Annotated in this window: 22 protein-coding genes; 11 read left to right on the top strand and 11 right to left on the bottom strand. The window is 60.7% G+C overall.

Features of this window, described 5'->3' with window-relative positions; genetic code table 11:
• Nucleotides 1–437 precede the first annotated feature (437 nt).
• Nucleotides 438–920 carry an HIT family protein gene (locus tag HBO41_RS29075; RefSeq protein ID WP_169988734.1) on the bottom strand — a complete coding sequence of 161 codons (483 nt, stop codon included), beginning with the start codon at nt 918–920 and terminating at the stop codon, nt 438–440.
• Nucleotides 921–1,060: 140 nt separating this feature from the next.
• Here HBO41_RS29075 and HBO41_RS29080 point away from each other — a divergent pair, with 140 nt between their 5' ends.
• Nucleotides 1,061–1,390, top strand: a complete 330-nt coding sequence (locus tag HBO41_RS29080; RefSeq protein WP_169988736.1) for a DHCW motif cupin fold protein — start codon at nt 1,061–1,063, stop codon at nt 1,388–1,390.
• On the opposite strand, the gene HBO41_RS29085 is transcribed toward HBO41_RS29080, so the two are convergent.
• Nucleotides 1,377–2,408 (bottom strand): NADP-dependent oxidoreductase, encoded by a 1,032-nt coding sequence (locus tag HBO41_RS29085; RefSeq protein WP_138450244.1) that lies wholly within the window; start codon nt 2,406–2,408, stop codon nt 1,377–1,379. The two genes, HBO41_RS29080 and HBO41_RS29085, sit on opposite strands and share 14 nt — an antisense overlap.
• A gap of 86 nt (nt 2,409–2,494) precedes the next feature.
• Here HBO41_RS29085 and HBO41_RS29090 point away from each other — a divergent pair, with 86 nt between their 5' ends.
• The gene (locus HBO41_RS29090; protein ID WP_099548708.1) at nt 2,495–3,430 is read left to right on the top strand and encodes a LysR family transcriptional regulator; all 936 of its coding nucleotides are present in this window, start codon (nt 2,495–2,497) and stop codon (nt 3,428–3,430) included.
• On the opposite strand, the gene HBO41_RS29095 is transcribed toward HBO41_RS29090, so the two are convergent.
• From HBO41_RS29095 to HBO41_RS29110, 4 genes are all read right to left on the bottom strand, one after another.
• Complete coding sequence (locus HBO41_RS29095; protein ID WP_169988739.1) at nt 3,384–4,298, bottom strand: LysR substrate-binding domain-containing protein; 915 nt, start codon at nt 4,296–4,298, stop codon at nt 3,384–3,386. The genes HBO41_RS29090 and HBO41_RS29095 overlap by 47 nt on opposite strands.
• 91 nt (nt 4,299–4,389) lie before the next feature.
• A complete protein-coding gene (locus HBO41_RS29100; protein WP_346342997.1) occupies nt 4,390–6,018 on the bottom strand; it encodes an argininosuccinate lyase in 1,629 nt (542 codons plus the stop codon).
• A gap of 296 nt (nt 6,019–6,314) precedes the next feature.
• Entirely contained in the window at nt 6,315–6,791 is a 477-nt protein-coding gene (locus tag HBO41_RS29105; protein WP_017134495.1) for a copper chaperone PCu(A)C, read from the bottom strand.
• Nucleotides 6,791–7,399: an SCO family protein gene (locus tag HBO41_RS29110; RefSeq protein ID WP_017134494.1), complete on the bottom strand. Its 609-nt coding sequence runs from the start codon at nt 7,397–7,399 to the stop codon at nt 6,791–6,793. The genes HBO41_RS29105 and HBO41_RS29110 overlap by 1 nt, the downstream gene beginning before the upstream one ends.
• 180 nt (nt 7,400–7,579) lie before the next feature.
• Here HBO41_RS29110 and HBO41_RS29115 point away from each other — a divergent pair, with 180 nt between their 5' ends.
• The 3 genes from HBO41_RS29115 (at nt 7,580) to HBO41_RS29125 (ending at nt 9,398) form a co-directional block, all read left to right on the top strand.
• Nucleotides 7,580–7,963, top strand: a complete 384-nt coding sequence (locus tag HBO41_RS29115; RefSeq protein WP_099548705.1) for a DUF2946 domain-containing protein — start codon at nt 7,580–7,582, stop codon at nt 7,961–7,963.
• A 62-nt stretch (nt 7,964–8,025) separates the two neighbouring features.
• The gene (locus tag HBO41_RS29120; protein WP_169988741.1) at nt 8,026–8,568 is read left to right on the top strand and encodes a putative natural product biosynthesis protein; all 543 of its coding nucleotides are present in this window, start codon (nt 8,026–8,028) and stop codon (nt 8,566–8,568) included.
• Nucleotides 8,569–8,825: 257 nt separating this feature from the next.
• Nucleotides 8,826–9,398, top strand: coding sequence for a cytochrome b (locus HBO41_RS29125; RefSeq protein WP_138450252.1), 573 nt, complete (start codon nt 8,826–8,828; stop codon nt 9,396–9,398).
• Nucleotide 9,399: 1 nt separating this feature from the next.
• On the opposite strand, the gene HBO41_RS29130 is transcribed toward HBO41_RS29125, so the two are convergent.
• Nucleotides 9,400–9,654 carry a hypothetical protein gene (locus HBO41_RS29130; protein WP_138450254.1) on the bottom strand — a complete coding sequence of 85 codons (255 nt, stop codon included), beginning with the start codon at nt 9,652–9,654 and terminating at the stop codon, nt 9,400–9,402.
• 201 nt (nt 9,655–9,855) lie between these two features.
• Between HBO41_RS29130 and HBO41_RS29135 the strand changes: the two genes are divergently transcribed.
• Nucleotides 9,856–10,059, top strand: a complete 204-nt coding sequence (locus HBO41_RS29135; RefSeq protein ID WP_017134489.1) for a hypothetical protein — start codon at nt 9,856–9,858, stop codon at nt 10,057–10,059.
• Nucleotides 10,060–10,165: 106 nt separating this feature from the next.
• Here HBO41_RS29135 and HBO41_RS29140 read toward each other — a convergent pair whose 3' ends face one another.
• Entirely contained in the window at nt 10,166–10,726 is a 561-nt protein-coding gene (locus tag HBO41_RS29140) for a type 1 glutamine amidotransferase domain-containing protein (protein WP_138450255.1), read from the bottom strand.
• A gap of 213 nt (nt 10,727–10,939) precedes the next feature.
• Between HBO41_RS29140 and HBO41_RS29145 the strand changes: the two genes are divergently transcribed.
• Both HBO41_RS29145 and HBO41_RS29150 read left to right on the top strand, forming a co-directional pair.
• Complete coding sequence (locus HBO41_RS29145) at nt 10,940–11,164, top strand: hypothetical protein (protein ID WP_017134487.1); 225 nt, start codon at nt 10,940–10,942, stop codon at nt 11,162–11,164.
• A gap of 2 nt (nt 11,165–11,166) precedes the next feature.
• A complete protein-coding gene (locus HBO41_RS29150) occupies nt 11,167–11,598 on the top strand; it encodes a hypothetical protein (RefSeq protein ID WP_017134486.1) in 432 nt (143 codons plus the stop codon).
• 224 nt (nt 11,599–11,822) lie between these two features.
• Here the strand turns inward: HBO41_RS29150 and HBO41_RS29155 are convergent, their stop codons facing one another.
• A complete protein-coding gene (locus HBO41_RS29155; RefSeq protein ID WP_017134485.1) occupies nt 11,823–12,608 on the bottom strand; it encodes a DeoR/GlpR family DNA-binding transcription regulator in 786 nt (261 codons plus the stop codon).
• Nucleotides 12,609–12,729: 121 nt separating this feature from the next.
• Between HBO41_RS29155 and HBO41_RS29160 the strand changes: the two genes are divergently transcribed.
• Nucleotides 12,730–13,890, top strand: coding sequence for an alpha-hydroxy acid oxidase (locus HBO41_RS29160; RefSeq protein WP_169988744.1), 1,161 nt, complete (start codon nt 12,730–12,732; stop codon nt 13,888–13,890).
• A gap of 192 nt (nt 13,891–14,082) precedes the next feature.
• Here the strand turns inward: HBO41_RS29160 and HBO41_RS29165 are convergent, their stop codons facing one another.
• Nucleotides 14,083–15,021, bottom strand: coding sequence for an alpha/beta hydrolase (locus tag HBO41_RS29165; protein WP_017134483.1), 939 nt, complete (start codon nt 15,019–15,021; stop codon nt 14,083–14,085).
• A 162-nt stretch (nt 15,022–15,183) separates the two neighbouring features.
• Between HBO41_RS29165 and HBO41_RS29170 the strand changes: the two genes are divergently transcribed.
• The gene (locus HBO41_RS29170; RefSeq protein WP_169988747.1) at nt 15,184–16,053 is read left to right on the top strand and encodes an SDR family NAD(P)-dependent oxidoreductase; all 870 of its coding nucleotides are present in this window, start codon (nt 15,184–15,186) and stop codon (nt 16,051–16,053) included.
• Here the strand turns inward: HBO41_RS29170 and HBO41_RS29175 are convergent.
• Nucleotides 16,032–17,171 (bottom strand): GGDEF domain-containing protein, encoded by a 1,140-nt coding sequence (locus tag HBO41_RS29175; RefSeq protein WP_169988749.1) that lies wholly within the window; start codon nt 17,169–17,171, stop codon nt 16,032–16,034. The two genes, HBO41_RS29170 and HBO41_RS29175, sit on opposite strands and share 22 nt — an antisense overlap.
• A gap of 113 nt (nt 17,172–17,284) precedes the next feature.
• Between HBO41_RS29175 and HBO41_RS29180 the strand changes: the two genes are divergently transcribed.
• Complete coding sequence (locus HBO41_RS29180) at nt 17,285–17,872, top strand: NUDIX domain-containing protein (protein WP_026013479.1); 588 nt, start codon at nt 17,285–17,287, stop codon at nt 17,870–17,872.
• Nucleotides 17,873–18,194: the final 322 nt, after the last annotated feature.

Raw genomic sequence — 18,194 nt, forward strand, 5'->3', positions numbered from 1 at the left:
ATGTCGCCTGTGCCGCCGCCTTCGCAGCCTCGCCGGGGCTCGACAGCTCCCACATTGGATCTTTGTTGCTGGGGGGGGTGTATGGCGCGATGGCCCTGCGAACTGAGATCTAACCAACACAGCCAATCCCCTGTGGGAGCTGTCGAGCTTTAGCGAGGCTGCGAAAGCGGTGGGTCAGGCAGCTAATATTTCGCCAGTGCCGCCGCCTTCGCAGCCTCGCCGGGGCTCGACAGCTCCCACATTGGATCTTTGTTGCTGGGGGGGTTGTGTATGGCGCGATGGCCCTGCGAACTGAGATCTAACCAACACAGCCAATCCCCTGTGGGAGCTGTCGAGCTTTAGCGAGGCTGCGAAAGCGGTGGGTCAGGCTACTTATATGTCGCCAGTGCCGCCGCCTTCGCAGCCTCGCCGCGGCTCGACAGCTCCCATCGTTGATTTCATTCGGCGCCGAAGGCTGTGCACAGTGTTTGAATAACCTGTTCCACGGTGGGACCTTGGACGGGTGGCGGTGTAAGGCTCTCGCCAAATTCGCGCCATACGAACAGCGTCAGCTCAGCCCCATCGGTCAGCCCTTGTTCCTTTGAGCCAAAACCTTGCAGCACCCGATAGCGCTCATCCCGCCAAAACGCCTGCTCCACCCAGTCATACACCGGGATGAAGTGAAAGTGCAGCGGCAAGCCCGGCATGTGTCCGTAGCGGCTGATATACAGCCATTTCGGTTGCAGCTGTGCCTCCATCACCCGTTGGGTTTTAGCGAGCAGGCCACCCAGTTCAGCCAACGCGGCCTCGGGTATAGCAGCCAGGGAGTCGATCGGCGCTTTGGCGCCCAGCATCAGGTAGCCCGGCAGCTTTGACGCCAGATGATGGTTGAGCCGCCAGTGCTCGGTTTCATGAAGGATGAAAGCGGGGTCGATCTGCATAAGCACGCGTCCATGAGGGCAGGGTGGGCAGGATAACAAGCGTGGGCGGCTGTATCTCACAAAAGCTGGTGATCTGTGTCTGTCGCTGCGTGTGCCAGGCGGATAGTGTCGTGCCACGTTAACTGACGACCGAGCCCCCCATGGAACTGACCGCTGTCCCGTTTGGCACCACCGACTGGTCCACCGTCGAGCCGGAACTTCACCCGGGCATTACCGGCAATGCCCTGTGGCGTACCTGCCACTTCGGCACCACCCGCGTGCGCATGGTCGAGTACACCCCTGGCTATCTGGCCGATCACTGGTGCTGGCGCGGGCATATTCTGCTGTGCCTGGAAGGGGAATTGCACACCGAATTGGAAGACGGCCGCCAGTTCACGCTGACGGCCGGGATGAGTTACCAGGTGGGCAATGACATGGAAGGCCATCGCTCATCCACCCACAGTGGTGCGAAGCTGTTTATTGTGGATTGAGGCGCACGATCAGCTTGCCGAAATTACGCCCCTCCAGCAGCCCGATAAACGCTTCAGGTGCCTGGGCCAGACCGTCGATGATGTCTTCGCGAAATTTCAGTTTGCCCTCGGCGATCCACTGCGCAGCTTCCTGCAAGAACCTGTCTTGTTGTTGGTCGACAAATTCGGTCTGGATAAACCCGCGCACCGTCAGGCTCTTGGCGAGGATGTCATGCATCGTCGCCGGCAATCGGTCGGCCTGTGCGTGCTGGATGGCGCCGTCGTTGTAGTGGGCGATCAACCCGCACACCGGAATCCGCGCGAAGTTATTGAGCAGTGGGCGTACCGCGTCCCACACCGGCCCGGCGACGTTTTCGAAGTACACATCAATGCCGTCCGGGCAGGCCTTGGCCAGTTGCTCGGCAAAGTCCGGGGCGCGGTGGTCGATGACAGCATCAAAGCCCAGTTCATCCTTCACGAAAGCACACTTGTCGGCGCCGCCGGCGATCCCCACGGCGCGGGCACCCTGCAGCCGAGCGATCTGGCCGACCACCGAGCCGACTGCGCCACTGGCCGCTGCCACCACGACGGTATCGCCCGGTTTTGGCTTACCGATATTCAGCAGCCCGGCGTAGGCGGTAAATCCCGGCATGCCGAGTACACCGAGAGCAGTGGTGGGATGGGCGATGCTGGGGTCGAGGCGGCGCAAATCCTGGCCGTTGGATAAGGCAAAACGCTGCCAACCGGCGTAGGCCAGCACTGTATCGCCTTCGTGCCAATCGCTGTGACGCGACTGTTTGATGCGCGCGACGGTGCCACCCACCATCACTTCGCCAATGCCCACCGGCTCGGCATAGGATTTGGCCGCGCTCATGCGCCAGCGCATATAGGGGTCGAGGGACAGGTAGAGGTTTTCCAGCAACACTTCGCCGTCGGCGGGTTCGGGGACCGGTGAGTGTTCCAGGCGGAAGTCGCTGGTTGTCGGGCGCCCGTCGGGGCGTGCGGCCAAAACGATGCGTGTGTTTTCGGTGTGGTTCATGGCGTATTACTCACTGATTGAACAGGCTGAGCAGCGTAGCCATGGGCAAGCTATCAAGGTAGGCTCATAACAGTTGATTCAGAGTTATGCCAAACATGATATCCGATGCCTTCGAACCGTATTTACTGCGCACTTTCGTTGCGGTGTGCCACCACGGCAGCCTCAGTGGCGCCGCCCAGCAGGCGGGCAGGGCGCAATCGGCCCTGAGTGCGCAGATTCGCCGTCTGGAGGAGCTGCTTGGGCAACGCCTGCTGCGCCGAACTGGGCGTGGCGTGGTGCCCACCACCGAGGGTGAGTTGTTGCTCAGCTACGCCACACGCATCCTGGCCCTGGGTGAAACGGTCGCCACACGCCTGAAGGAGCGTACGGTGATGGGCACTGTGCGCGTGGGCTTGTCCGAAGACGTGGCGGTCACCACCTTGCCGGCGGCGCTGGGCCGTTTGCGCCGCACCTGCCCGCATATGCACATGGAAATCACCGTGGACCACGGCGATGCGTTAGCGCAGCGCTGGCACGACGGCCTGTTGGATGTGGCCATCGGAGTCAGCTCGGTATTCGCCGCCGACCCGGTGCGCACCTGGAATGTGCCGCTTTATTGGGTGTGCGCGATTGACGATGAAGTCGATCCGGCGCTGCCTCTGGACGTGATCGTGTACGCCGAGCCTTGCGCGTGGCGACGCTTGATGTTCGACGCATTACTGGCGGCCGGTCGCGACTTTCGCGTGACCGTCACCAGCCCGAACGTCGGTGTGATCAGCGCGGCTGTCGAAAACGGTTTGGGCGTTGCCCTGTTGCCTGCCGACAATATCAACCCGCACACCATGCGCGTGATTGCGCTGGCGCCCGCTGGCAATGCCGCATTGAGCGTCAACTATGGGTTGTTCGCGGTGCCGCGCCAGACCGAAAGCATCCGTGCCACGGTCGAATTGCTCAGCGAGGGGTTTCATTTGATGACGCAACCGAGGGTGAAGGGTCTCAGCCTTTGCGATACACCGCCCCCAACTCCCGCGCCAGCCCAATAAAATTCTGCAACGGCGCCGACGGATTAAACGCGCGCCGCACCAGCGTAATCGGCGCCAGCAGCTTGGGCCTGGCGTCTTTGATTCGGCAATACACCACGCTGTCACGGTGTACATCGCGCATCGACGCCGGCACCACGGAGATGCCTTCACCAGCCGCCACCAGGCTGACGTTGGTCAGCATGCGTTCCACTTCAAAGGCAATCCTGGGTTCGAAACCGGCGTTCTGGCAGGCGGTGATCAAGTTGGCGTACATGCCCGGCGCGCCAGGGCGGCGTACCAGAATAAAGCGTTCGTCCTTGAGTGCGCCAATGGGGATGGCGCTGCCGGCGGCGTCCAGCAACGGGTGGCCGGTGGGCAGGACCAACAGCATTTCTTCGTTGAGCAAGCGGTGGAAGCTCAGGCTTTGATGGGTGCTGACCGGGGCGCGCAGGATGCCGACGTCGATGCGTTTTTCGATGGCGTCTTCGGTCAATTCCCGGGCGCTGCCTTCATTGATCGACAGCTCTACCGCCGGGTAGTGCTCGCGGTAGGCGCGGATGATGCGTGGGATCAGCGCGTGAGCGGCGGCCGAGCTGGTGAAACCGATGGCCAGGGTGCCCTCGATACCCTGGGCCACGCGGGAGGCCTTGAGTGCGCCATGCTCAACACGCGCCAAAATGGCTTGGGCTTCTTCAAGAAACACCAGGCCACCGGCCGTCAGGTCCACGCCCTTGGGGTGGCGCTTGAACAGATCGAACCCCAGCTCCTGCTCCAGGGCACGAATCTGCTGGCTCAGGGGCGGTTGTTGGATGTTCAGGCGTGCGGCGGCACGGGTGAAATGTCGTTCTTCGGCCACCATGATGAAATAGCGTAAATGGCGAAGTTCCATGGTGGCCTATCCCGTGACAAGACGCAGTGGTGGGCGGCCGCAAGCGGCCCGGCCGTCAATATGCCCAAAGCCTGCGACCACCACAATCCGTTCAGAGTTTGCTGTCGGCCAGCTTGTCGAAGGCCTGGTCGAGATGGGTTTCGGCGCCTTTGAGCTTTTCATGCCGCGCCTTGAGCCACTGCTGATCAGCCTGCAGCGTCTTGCGCGCCTCCACCAGCATGCGCTTGACCTCCTGTGGCTGCGGGCCGCCGGTGCCTTTGCGGGTCTGGACCATGTTGGTGGGCGACAGCGCCGCTCTAAAACCTGCTTCATCGAGCGGCAGGGTATTGGGCGTCCATTTGTACTTGTCCGCCGCCTGGCTATACAGTTTCTGCGCGTCGGCATAGGCGAAGGTCTTCGGCGTGGTGCCGTTGCTGCGCGCTTCGGTGACGATCAGCGAGGCAAAGCTGTGGCCGATGCGAAACGGCACTTTGTACTGGCGCTCCAGCGTGTCGGCCAGTTCCATCGAGGTGGTCCATTCCGACTCCAGTTCTTCGAGCGCGCGCTGCGGGTTGATCTGCAGCGCGTCGAGCACCGCGTCGAGGCTGTGGAACATCTCCTGGGTCGAGCGGAACACGCCCAGCGAGTCGAAGGCGAACTTGTAGTCGGTCATGCCGGTGGTGACGTTATGCGCGCGCAAGGTGACGGCCTGGGCCAGACCCACCACGTCAGAGGCACTCTCACGCGCGCGCATCAGCAAGCCCGGGTTGCGTTTTTGCGGCATGGCGCTGCTGGTGTAGGTGGCTTCCTCATCGAGCAACAGCCAGGGGCGAATCTGATGATACTGGGTGTGGATATCGCCAATCATCGCGCCCACACGGATGGCGGACGATGACGCCATATTGGCCGCTTCGATGGGAATGTCATAGGTCGAGACCTGGCTGGAATCCAGCGAGTTCTCGCGCACGCCATCAAAGCCCAGCAGCTCGGCCAGGCGCTCACGGTTCAGCGGATACGCCGAGTTCGCCAGCACGGCGGTGCCCATCGGGCTCTGGTTGAGGCGTGTGTACAGCTCGCGGATACGCTGGCCATCGCGGTCGAACGCGGCTTCAAAGGCCAGCAGGTAATGCGCATAGCTGATGGGCATGGCCTGCACGCCGTTGGTGTAGGCGGGCACCAGGGTGTCGACGTTTTTGTCGGCGATGTTCAGCAGCCGTTGGCGTGTGGCGTTGAGCGCTTCGCTGTAGGCCAGCACCTGGCTGCGCAGGGCGGCCAGGCGGTAGGTGGCAAGCATGTCCTGGCGGCTGCGGCCGGAGTGGATCAAGGAGGCTTCGGGACCGATCTTGTCGGTCATGATTTTTTCCAGTTGCAGCACATCACTGGGGCGCGTGCCGCCGGGCTGCTCGGCCTGGGCGATGGCGTAGCGCACACCGCGGGCGATCTTCTGGCCCATCTCGGGCTTGACGATGCCTGCTTCGGTGAGCATCACGATCGAGGCTTTGTTGATGCGGTTGAGCCAGGCGAATTGGGTTTGGGTGGGGTCGCCCTTGGCCTTGTGTTCGGTTTGGGAACTGTCGGGCGTGGCGCCGACCTTGGCCGCTTGGGCCGCGCATTGTTCGGTGGTGGTGCAGGGCAGCTCGCCGGTGTTGGCGGCATAGGCGCTTAGGCTGTTGAACAGGGCAAAGGCCACGGCAAGGGAAAGCAGGCTTTTCACAGCACGTTGGGGGGATGTGTTGTTCACGGGGACACCTGATTTATTGTTGGAATTATGGGCCGTCGTTGCGGCGCAATCAGGCTAGCGGGTGTGCGGGTAGATTGAAAATATATAGAAAGTGTTGATGGCAGAGGTTTTGGATATGGCTGATAGCACTTGCCAGATTAAGATCAAAAGCACATTTGTGTGCGCCGCGAACTGCTTTTCTGTGGGAGCTGGCTTGCCTGCGATGCAGACACCTCGGTACATCAGGCACACCGAGTTGATGCCATCGCAGCGGTGCGACGATTCGACAAGCCAGCTCCCACCTTCATCAGCGGTTTTCAGTGCATCTTGCTGTGGTCCATGTCACCCATATCGGTCAGCGCGCGGGCAGGGGCTGTTACTTCAACGGTCTGCTTCTCACCCTTGGCGTTTTCCACGGTCAAGGTCAACGGCACCTGGTCGCCTTGCTTGATCTGGCCGGTGAGGCCCATGAGCATCACGTGGTAGCCCTCCGGGTCGAGCTTGACCGCTTTGCCGGCAGGCAGGGCCACCGAATCCACCGGGCCCATGCGCATCACGTCGTCCTTCATGCTCATCTCATGAATCTGCACGTCCTTGGCCACAGGCGACTTCACGCTGAGCAATTTGCTGTCGCTGTCGGCGGTGACGGTCATGAACGCGCCGCTGGAGGTCTGGCCCGCCACGGTCGCGCGTACCCATGCATCGCTGACCTGAACCTGGGCGCTGGCGTGCGCCGCGAGGCCCAGCAAGGTGAGGCCGAATGTCAGGCGCTTGAGGGTTTGAACGGCAGTCATTAGCAGACCTCCATGACGGTGAGCAGGTCTTCTGCGCACTCTTTAGCGGTAAGGGATGCCGACAGGCCCAGGCGCAGATTGCCGCGGGTGTCGAACACGAAACTGGTGGAGGTGTGGGACAGGGTGTAGGTGTCTCCGGCCGGGATCTTTTCATAAAAGATTCCGAACTCCTTGGCGGCCACGGCGATTTCTTCCGGGGTGCCATACAGCGCTTCGAAGCTGGGGTCGAAGGCCTTGACGTAGCGGTCGAGCAATTCGGGTGTGTCGCGCTCGGGGTCGAGGGTGATAAACACCACTTGCATGATCTTGCCATCGCGGCCCATCAGCTTCTTGGCCTGGGCGGCACGGGCCAGGGTGGTGGGGCACACGGCCGGGCATTGGGTGAAGCCGAAGAACACCACCGGCATCAGGCCACGGTACGAACTCAGGGTGACGGTTTCGCCGTCGGTGTTCTTGAGCTTGAAGGTGCGGCCCATGATCTTGTCACTGAGGTCCTTGCCGTACTTGAAGTTCAGCTTGGGGCTGTAGTCACAGCCGCCCAGCAGGCTGCCCAGGCCCAGCAGGCCCATACCGGTCAGCACTTTGCGGCGGGTGAATAACGTACTCATCAACTGTGCATCCTGTGAAACGCCTGCATTGCTCTGGATCTACAGTTCAGGCTTTGAAAAGGAGTAATGATGCGGGCGCACAGTCTACCAACCCCGGCCAGCCCACGTAATCTGCGACGTTCTGCCACAGGGGCGCGTGGCGCTTCATCCTTTTGCGGCTTCGGTGGTAGAGTCGCCGCCATGAAATTGAGCCACCCCGACCGTTCACTGATCGCCTGGGCCCTGTACTTCTGCGTGCTGATGAACCTGTTCGTCTGCGGTTTGGGGCATGGGCAGATGATGGGCCTGCAGCTCAATGGTATCGGCGGGGCGTTCTGTTCGGCGGACGGCAGCCAGGCGCCGCTTTCCGACAAAGGGTCAGGAAACACGGCCTCCAGCAACATCTCGAACTACTTTGCCTGCCCGGTGTGCGCGGCCGTGACCGTGGCCATCGTGTTCATGATCGGCCTGGCCTGGCTGCTCGGCCTTGGGCAAACCCCGCGCCCGGCCCATGAACGGCGCAACAAGGCACCGCCACGCTATTGCTGGCCGTCGGCCAACCCTCGCGCTTCCCCCACTTTCTGACGTGTGCCTTGGGCTTCCTGTGATCAGGAGGCGTTCTATCGTCACGACTGTGAGTGCGTTTCATGAACCCACCTTTGCCAGCAGGCGCCAGCCGCCTGGTCAGCAAGGCATCCCGGCGTTTGCGCGCGGAACCCTTGCGCCCCGAATACCCGAGCAATTCGCGCTGCTTCGTGCACCTGGATGCACGCCTGTTGCCGTATTGGCACACCTTGTTCGATATCTGCCCGGCGCTGCTCAAGCTCGACCCGCCGGAGGGCTTGAACTTGTTCCGCAGCTTTATGACCTGGGCCTATCGCAACCAGGTCGCCCAGGATTGGACCTATCACCTGAATGTGTGCCGCTGGCTGTTGGCGTCCTCGTATCGGACGCGCATCGATGAGGAGCCGATCGAAGCCTTTATGGCGGCCGCGGCAGCACGCTGGATCAATGCCGATGAAAGCCAGGCCCAGGGCGTGGTCCTGGCCTGGCGAGACGCAAGGGTGTTCGACTGGAAGGGCAGCGCCTTGGCGGGCGTTGAGCATCAAATACTGCCGGACCCGGCAGGCGACTTTGCCTGGTGCCCGCTGGCTAAAAACGGTTTCCGCGGCTGGTTGCCGGTGCCTTGAGGTTCTGGCGAACCCATTGGGTGACACTGTGGCTCCAGAACGATCACCGTCACTGTGGCGAACAGGCTTGCCCTGCGTTGGGCTGCGCAGCAGCCCTCGCTCTTTCTTACGGGCTGACCGCGCCGCCTACAAGAGCGTCCCATTATCTCGTAGGAAACGGCCTGATGTTTCGTGCGGGCATCCTCATCAATTCTATTTTTTTGCCGGGAATGCCATCTTCACGGTCTTTGTAATGCACAGACTAATAAGAGGCTGAGATGACGAAAACTTCTGATGAGATGCCCCATTCCTTCTGCGCGAGCGACCGCTACGACCCGGTCAGTCGGGCCTTGCATTGGTTGATGGCAATTGTGTTTGCCTGGAGTTATTGCTCGGCGGTTGTCCACTTCCTGTCCTCCGATTCTGCGCTGGACAAGTGGCTATGGCCGTATCACAAGTCGGCGGGCCTGCTTTTGCTGGTGCTGCTGATGCTGCGAGCCGGCTGGAACCTGCTGAACCGGCACAACCGCCCGCCGAGTTTCAACCGTGCGGCTGCTGTCGGGCATGCTGTGCTGTATGCGCTGATGTTCCTTATCCCTGTTATCGGGCTGGTACGCCAGTACGGCTCCGGTCGTGAGTTTTCGGCGTTTGGCCTGCCGATAATGGCGGGTTTCGAGGGCGATAAAATCCAGTGGATGATTGACCTGGGGCGCAATTTTCATAGCTTGCTGGGCTGGACAATGCTGGTGTTGATCGTCGGTCATATCGGCATGGTGATCGTGCATTCTCTGCGCGGCAATCCGCAGGTGTTGCGACGCATGACGGGAGGCGCCCGCCGGTTATGGCGCTAGGTCAACGGCCTTTTTTTGGGGCTTTTTTCTGGGTCTTCTTCCCGCCTTGCTGCTGGGTTGACGTGCCGCTGGAGGAGGTCTTTTCCTTCGGCGGCGTTTCAGCTTTTTTGTTGCTGTCCGACGGGCTGCTGGGGTAGGTGCCCGGAGGCAGGGCCGAACCGGGTACGGCATCACCGAAGGCTGCGTAGGCGGGGGGTGCCAAGCACCCGGTCAGGCAAATCACTAACACGATCTTGCAGGAAATACCGGTCTTCATGACGAGAATCCTTTTCCATGCTTCACCTGTCAAAAGCTGCCCTTGCTCTGAATCCGAAGGGAGGCATTAATTGGGAGTGCAGGGGATCCGGCAAAGTTTTGATTTTTTTCGCCGCCACGACGAAAGGCCATGAACCGACATTTTTAATGAACCCTCACGCCGATCCCTTGACCTAATGCATACGACCTCAGGAGGTGATGCATGCAAATAGACTATATCTGGATCGTGCTGGCGGTGATTTTGCTGGCGTTGGAATTGTGGGCGATCAACATCGTGTTGCGCAGCACCGGCGGCTGGGAGACCAAGGGGTTGTGGTTGATCATTCTGATTTTTGTGCCGTTGTTCGGGCTGATTGCCTGGGCCATGTTCGGGCCAAAACGTGAGATGGCCCAGCACCGTAAATAAATAGCACCGTAAATAACCAGCACCATAAATAGCACCGTAAACGCTGAACACAAGCCACACAGCAAACAGGCGCCCCCGGGCGCCTGTTTGCGTTCAAGCCTGCCCGTTATCCCGCGACCGCCTTGGCAATCGCTTCGTTGAATGCCGGCAGGTCATCCGGTGTGCGCGAGGTGATCAAGGTCCAGCCATTGGCCTTGCACTCCTTGACCTGGGCATCTACCACGCCTGCAGCGCCGGCGTTTTCAAGGTCGATGCGCACGCTCTTGTATGCGGTGAGCGTCTTGCCTTCGATCACGCCGGCATCGATCAGCGCCCATGGCCCGTGGCAGATGGCGGCGACGGTTTTGCCGGCTTTGACGAAGTCGTTGATCAGCTTCAATGCGGCCGCGTCCTGACGCAGGGTGTCGGCATTCACGGTGCCACCGGGAATCACCAGCGCGTCGAAGTCACTGCTCAGCACCTGCGACAGCTTGACCTCGGATTCCACGGTCTGGTCCTTCTCGGTGTCGCCGACGAACGTCTGCACGGTGCCGCCTTTGCTGGAGCCATGCGTCACCGTCGCACCATAGCCACGCAATGTTTGCAGAGGCTTGAGCAGCTCGTCGCGCTCGATGCCGGTGTTGGAGGTGATGATGAGGATGTTCTTGCCGTTGAGTTGTGAGCTCATGGTCGAGTCTCTCCTGCTGGATGGATTAATCATGCGGTGTGGGAGAGTGGATCGAGCGTGGGCGGCAAAGGTTTAAATTAATTTGGACTTTTTTCTTGGGTAATTTTCGAGGAGGGCCGACCTGCAAAAATCCTGAACTATCGAAAATCGCTGGCCTCTGCTGCATAGACGCCTGCTGCTTTTTGCGGGCCTTCTATTGCCTGGAGACTCACCATGACCGATCCCAAGACTGTCGACAAAACCCCGGAACCCATCAGCTCTGAAGATGCCCAGAAAGGCCGTCAACAACCTGCCAAGGGGCAGACGCTGGAACAGCCCAACCCGAAGACCAAAGCCGTGGACAAAGTGTTGACGCCCACGTCGATCAAGGACACCGAACGCCAGACTGACGCCATCAACGAGCAGGCCGCCAAGGCCGAGCGCAAGCTGGGCCACTGAGCATGGCCCGTTCGATCACGGCGTCTGAACTGGGCATTGAGCTTGCGCCCGACGATGATGCCAGCCTGTTCAAGTGGTTTATCGCCAGCTTCCTGATGGGCAAGCGTATTCAGGCGCCCATCGCGGCGCAGGCTTACAAGGTGATCGTGGAGCAAGAGGGCCGCGACACTGCACGCAAGTTGCAACATTGCACGTCGCGTGAGCTGGTTTCGATGCTCGGGCGTGCCCATTACGTGCGTTACGACGAAAGCACAGCGCAGCGTTTGCTGGACCTCAGCGCTAAGTTGAATGCCGAGTACGCGGGCAAGATCAGCCACATGCGCAGCGCCAGCGAAAACCGTGAGGCCTTCGAAAAACGCCTGGCCGAATTCGACGGCGTGGGGCCAAAAACCATCGAGATTTTCATGCGTGACGCGGCCAAGGTTCTGTTTTGATGGCACCGCTATTCGTGCGCTGTGCCGGCTGGAGTCTGCCGCGCGCACACTGGCCGGACTTTGCTGGCGTTCGGTTTTCGGTCAAGGCGCCCAGGGCATCACCCATGAACTGCGCTTGCAGCTCTGCGAGACGGTACTGGATGAGTTCCTTGAACAGTGCTTGAACTTGGGGGAGCAACTGGGCTGCCTGCTGATTCAATCACGCCGTGACCGATGGCTTGTTGCTACTCGACCTCTACCCGCAGCACTTCCAGGCCTAGTTGCTCATACGCCTCGACACTCGGCACATGCCACTCGGTGATCAGCGTATGAATACGGTTGCACGGCGCCACCACAAAGGGTTCTACCGCGCCGAGCTTGTCGGCCATGGTCACGGCCACCACGTGGGAGGCGCTGTCGAGCAGGGCTTGTTTGACCGTTACTTCATCGAAGTGCAGCGAAGTGATGCCCACTTGCGGGTGCAATGCACAGACACCGGTAAACAACAGGTCTGCCTGGATGCTCTGAATCAGGCGTACAGCTTCGTGGCCGCTGGTGGAGAGGGTCGCCGGGTTGATCTGGCCACCGGCCAAAATCACTTTGACATTTGGGTGGTCCGCCAAGGCGATGGCAATCATCGGTGACGGCGTGACCACCGTCAGGCGAATGGCGTGCGGCAATGACTGGGCAATACGCAGCGTGGTTGAGCCCGAATCGAACAGCACAATCTGGCCGTCTTCTACGCGGTCCGCCGCGAGTTGCGCGAGGTGGCGCTTGGCTTCGTTGGTCTCGCCGACGCGGGTGAAAAAATCCTTGCCGGTGTCTTTGGGTCGGGGCAGGGCGCCGCCGTGTACGCGTTGCAGCAGCCCGGCGGCGGCGAGTTCGCCGAGGTCGCGGCGGATGGTGTCCTGGGACACGGCGAAGTGCTCGACCAATTCTGACGCAGTGACTTTGCCGTCGCGCTCCAGCAGCAGCAAAATCTTCTGTTTGCGCAACGAAGGCAGGTCGATAGCTTGATGTGTGTTATGCATGTTTGTGCGTCTTTCTGCGTGTTTATGCAAGATTAATCACCCGTCCACGCAAACGCAATGGCTGGTTACCAAGCCGATGGGCGGTTACTCTCCAGGCTCAGTTCAGGGAGAGGTGACCTAGATGCCGTTGATCACAACCATCGAAGATTTACGCAGGCTCGCGCAAAAACGTGTCCCACGGATGTTCTACGATTACGCCGACTCCGGCTCCTGGACTGAAAGCACTTACCGGGCAAATGAAAGCGATTTTGCCCGCATCCAATTTCGTCAGCGGGTGGCGCGCAATATCGATGAGCGTTCAATCCGCGCCAGCATGATCGGCCAGGACATGGCCATGCCCGTGGCTTTGGCGCCCACTGGGCTGGCGGGCATGCAGCATGCCGATGGCGAGATCCTCACCGCCCGCGCGGCTGCCGCTTTTGGCGTGCGTTATACCTTGTCGACCATGAGCATTTGTTCGCTGGAAGACATCGCCGCCCACGTTGGCCAACCGTTCTGGTTCCAGTTGTATGTGATGCGTGATCGCGCGTTTATGCAGCAGTTGATCGAGCGCGCCAAGGCTGCCGGTGTGGACGCGTTGGTGCTGACGCTGGATTTGCAGATCCTCGGCCAACGCCACAAAGACTTGATCAACGGCTTGTCGGCGCCGCCCAAGCTGACTGTGCCGAATATCCTCAATATGCTGACCAAGCCGCGTTGGGTGGCGGGCATGCTAGGCACCAAGCGCCATGGCTTCGGCAATATTGTCGGGCATGTCAAAGGCGTGGCCGATATCACTTCGCTGTCATCCTGGATCGGCCAGCAATTCGACCCGCGCCTGAGCTGGGACGATGTGGAATGGATCAAGCAATGCTGGGGCGGCAAGCTGATTATCAAGGGCATCCTGGATGTGGAAGACGCGCGGCTGGCCGCCAATTGCGGTGCGGATGCGCTGGTGGTGAGCAACCACGGTGGGCGCCAGCTCGATGGCGCACCGTCGAGCATCAGCCAATTGGCGGCGATTGCAGAGGCTGTGGGCGAGCAGATTGAAGTGTGGCTCGATGGCGGCATTCGCTCCGGCCAGGACGTGCTCAAGGCCATGGCATTGGGGGCCAAAGGCACCATGATCGGCCGGGCGCATTTGTATGGTTTGGGCGCGTTGGGTGAAGTCGGTGTGACCAAGGCGCTTGACATCATCGCCCGCGAGCTGGATGTGTCGATGGCACTGTGTGGCTATAACGATATACGCGATGTGAATCGCGAGATTTTGCTGCCGGGTAGCTTTCCCACAGGGGTTTGCTGAGCAAAAAAATCGTAAAAAAGTAAAAAGAGTTGTCCACGAAAACCGTGGGTATCTCTGTGGATAACTTTGCGAAGGCCCGGCAGGGTTGGCGATTTAACCTTCGGTTAATATTTGATCAGATTCTGTTTTGGGCCAGTATGGGCAGGGTTGGCGCTTGACAGCCAAGCGCGAACCCAGTGCCGAAAACTGCTATTACGACTCGCCGTCGCGACCTGTGGAGTGCGTGGCGATGGTTGCTGGCGTCGTTGCTGGCATCTTCGCCTGCATGAGTTTTTCCAGGGCCTGGCCATAACTGCGACCCGCCAGGCTCATGCTGTTGTTGTGGGTGGCGCCGGGTACGAGCAGCAACCGCTTGGGCTCCTGGGCGGCTTCAAACAACTGCTGGCTGAAACGCGGTGGCACGTACTGGTCGGCCAGGCCGTGCACCACCAGCAACGGCATGTGCACGTCGGCAATCTTGTCGATGGAATCGAATTTCTGCGACAGCAGCCAACGCACCGGCAATGAGGTATTGGCCACGGCGGTGGCCGCATCCCCCAGGGAAGTAAAGGTGGACTCGATCACCAGCCCGCGCACCGGCACAGGCGTTTGTTTGCTCAGCTCAGCGGCGAGATCGATAGCCACGGCGCCGCCCAGCGAATGCCCGTAGATCAGGCGTTTGCCGGGATCGGGCTGCAATATCTGGAAACGTTCCCAGGCAATGCGCGCGTCCTCATACACACTGGTTTCCGACGGCAAATCACCGTGGCTCTGGCCAAACCCGCGATAGTCGATGGCCAGTACCGAGAAGCCCAGCGCGTGCAGCTGTTCAATGCGAAACAACTGCCCGGTAAGGTTCCAGCGCACGCCGTGCAGGTAGAGGATCGCCGGCGCATCCTTGTGGCCGGCCGGGTACCACCAGCCGTGCAGATTCTGCCCCGATTTGAAACTGGCCGGCTTGATATCGAATTCCTGCACCGCCTTGGGCAGGCCGGTGTACCAGCCGGCGGTGCCCGGCTCGATGCGAAACACCAGCTCACGCTCCTTGTGTTGCAGCACGGCGCAGCCCACCGGCAGGCCGACAATCAGGATGGCCATGCACAGCAGGGGAACCCAGCGCAGGCCCAGGCGGGACAGAAAACGAGAGGACATGAAGGTTCCAGGACAAAGGCGAAGCAGGCGTTTTACCAGATGGCGTGGGCCGGCAGGCATTAATTCGACGGCCGTAGAGGGGGATTGCTTGCAAAGTGTTGCTGCCTTGAACAACCTCTGCTCGGGTTGTTAGGGTGGGCAGCCGAACAGGAGAGCACAGACATGGATTTCACCGGCAAAACGGCAATCATCACCGGCGGCGCGCGCGGGCTGGGCCTCAGTTATGCACGGGCGCTGGCCCAAGGTGGCGCGCGGGTGGTGATCAGCGATATCGGCGCCGACAAGGTAGGCGTCGGCACTGATGCATCGGTGGTGCACGCGGCGGCCGCAGCCTTGCAGGCCGAAGGGCTGGCGGTGCTCGGGCATGGCGGCGACCTGTCTACGGACGAGGGTTGCCGACAACTGATCAGCTTCACCATCGAGGCTTACGGCCAGCTCGATATCCTGATCCATAACGCCGGTTGGGTCGGTTACCAGAACATCGCCGACCTCGACGCCGCGTTCCTCCAGCGCACCATGGACATCAACCTTTACGCGCCGCTCTGGCTGTGCAAGCACGCCTGGCCGCAGCTGCTGCGCTCAGCGGCGCCGCGCATTATCCTGACCACCTCCGACCGCGCCATGTACGTGGAGTACGAGCAAACCGGGCTGGTGGCTTACAGCGCCGGCAAGATGGCGCAATTGGGCATCATGAATGCACTGAGCCATGAAGGCGCCGAGGCCGGCATCAACGTCAACGCGATCTCGCCGGTGGCCAAGACGCGCATGTGGGGCGTGACCGACGAACCGGATGAACTCAAGCCAGAGTGGGTGACGCCGGGCGTAGTGTTCCTGGCCTCTGGGCAGTGTCAGGACACGGGCTACATCCTGCGCGCCAGCAATGGTCAATTCACCGCCACGCGCTTCACCGAAAACCCAGGCGTGGAGTACCCGCGCAATCTCGCACGCATCAAGGCGGCCAATGCGCAAGAAGTCGCCGCCGCGTGGTCGCGCATCAAGCAGCCGCTGGCTCAGGCCGGCGTGACCAGTTGAACCCGATTACGCCCCTGCGCCTTGGCCAGGTACAGCGCCTGGTCGGCCTGGGACAATAAATGCGATAAGTCACTGCCCGCTGCCTGGGTGGTGACGATGCCGATACTCACGCTCAGAAAGCCCGGCGCCAGCAACTCCAACCGCGCAAACGCCAGGCGGATTCGCTCGGCCACTGCCAACGCATCGGTTTCATCGCTGCCTGCCAACAGGCAGGCGAACTCTTCGCCGCCAATGCGTGCGAACACATCCTCGTTGCGTAACGCGTCCTGCAGCACCTGGCTGAAGGCAATCAACGCCTGGTCGCCCATGGGATGGCCGAAGCTGTCGTTCAGGCGTTTGAAGTGGTCAAGGTCGCAAAGCAACAGGGCCGCGCATTGATGGCGGTGCAGCAGGTGTTCACCCTTGAGCATAAAGGCGCGGCGGTTGCCGATGCCGGTCAGCGCGTCACTGAAGGCGGCGGCCTTGAAGCGCAACTCGGCGCGCTCCTTGACCATCGCCAAGGTGACGTAGGCGATACCGATGGCGTACAGCATCGACTCAAACAGCATGAATGCAAAAAACGGCGTGCTTTCACTCTCCGAGGCCCGTTCGCTGTTGATCGGCAGGCCAGGGTCGGTAAAGGCGCGCACGCCATAAAAACCGGTGTGCCACAACGTCAGCACCAGGGCCGGCACGTAGGCCACTTCCAGGCTTTTGCGCTTGCGCCACAGCTCCAGCGCCGACAGCACGCCGTAGCCGGCAGCCAATAGTGAATACAGGGTGACGCGTGCCGACAGCGAGCCATAGAACGGCGGCACCAAACACATCAGCAACCACAGGACGGCGCCGGCGAGGATGCCCGGTACATTGGGTTTTTGTTGCACGAAGGTGCGCATGGCGGTCCAGTTCATGGCGGCGCTGAGCAGCAGCACCACGTTGCCGATGACCAGCGCGACAAAGTCCATGCCCACGCCGCGCACCACAATCAGCCCGGTGCCCAGGGCGGCGAGCAGCAGCATGCTGCCCAGATAGCCCAGGGTCGGTTCGCGGCCACGACTCCAGGCATGTACCGTGAGCAGGCCCATGAGGCCGAACACGAACATGGCTACCATCAATAGCGTCGGGAGGTGCAGCATCATTGGCGTGAACCTGGCGATCCTTCTTGGGTGGCGATTGTATCCGTAAGCAGGCCGCTTGACGCTGGTATTGCTGGCGCGACATGCTCCCGGCTTCTATGAGCAAAGGCCCGACCATGGACAACAGCCCTATTCGCATCACCGCTGAAGAAACCCTTTCAGACAGCTGGTACAACTTGAAAAAGTACAGCTTCGACCTGCGTCGCCAGGATGGCAGCTGGCAGGCCCAGACTCGTGAGGTGTATGACCGGGGCAATGGCGCGACCATCCTGTTGTACAACCGTGGGCAGCGCACGGTGCTGTTGATCCGGCAGTTTCGCATGCCTACGTTTGTCAACGATTACCCCGGCTACTTGATCGAAACGGCTGCCGGGTTGCTGGACAATGCCAGTCCTGAAGAACGTATTCGCCTGGAGGCTGAGGAAGAGACCGGGTATCGCGTCGGTCATGTGGAAAAAATCTATGCGGCGTTTATGAGTCCAGGTTCGGTGACTGAGCGGATTCACTTTTTTATCGGTGAGTATACGCAGGCGGATCAGATTGGTACGGGGGGCGGGCTGGAGGAGGAGGGCGAGGATATTGAAGTGCTGGAGTTGGGGTTTGAGCAGGCGCTGGCGATGGTGCAGAGTGGGGAGATTGTCGATGGCAAGACCATTATGCTGTTGCAGCATCTGGAATTGCGGATGCTTAAAGATGGCTGGTGAGTGAGTGAGTGGGTTGATTGAGTACATATCCGTTGCTGCGGTCACGGCGGCCTATGGTTCCGCTCTTACAGCGGGTCACTTTTGGCAAACGCCCCAAAAGTAACCAAAAGGTCTTCGCCCCACCACTCGGTGCCTCGCTTAGGCTCGGCATGCCCGCACTCCGGCTTGAATCCGTGGGCCGCCGCGATGGGCCATCCTTGGCCCAGCGCGGCTAACCCGGCGTCCTGCCGGGTTACCCACGGATTCAAGCCTGCGTTCGGCCATCGTGGTTAACGGGGCGCCTCAGATCAAAAGCAAGATCAAAAGCAGAGCACGGCGGCCT

The organism is Pseudomonas sp. WS 5146, from assembly GCF_012985495.1.
Classification (GTDB): Bacteria; Pseudomonadota; Gammaproteobacteria; order Pseudomonadales; family Pseudomonadaceae; genus Aquipseudomonas; species Aquipseudomonas edaphica.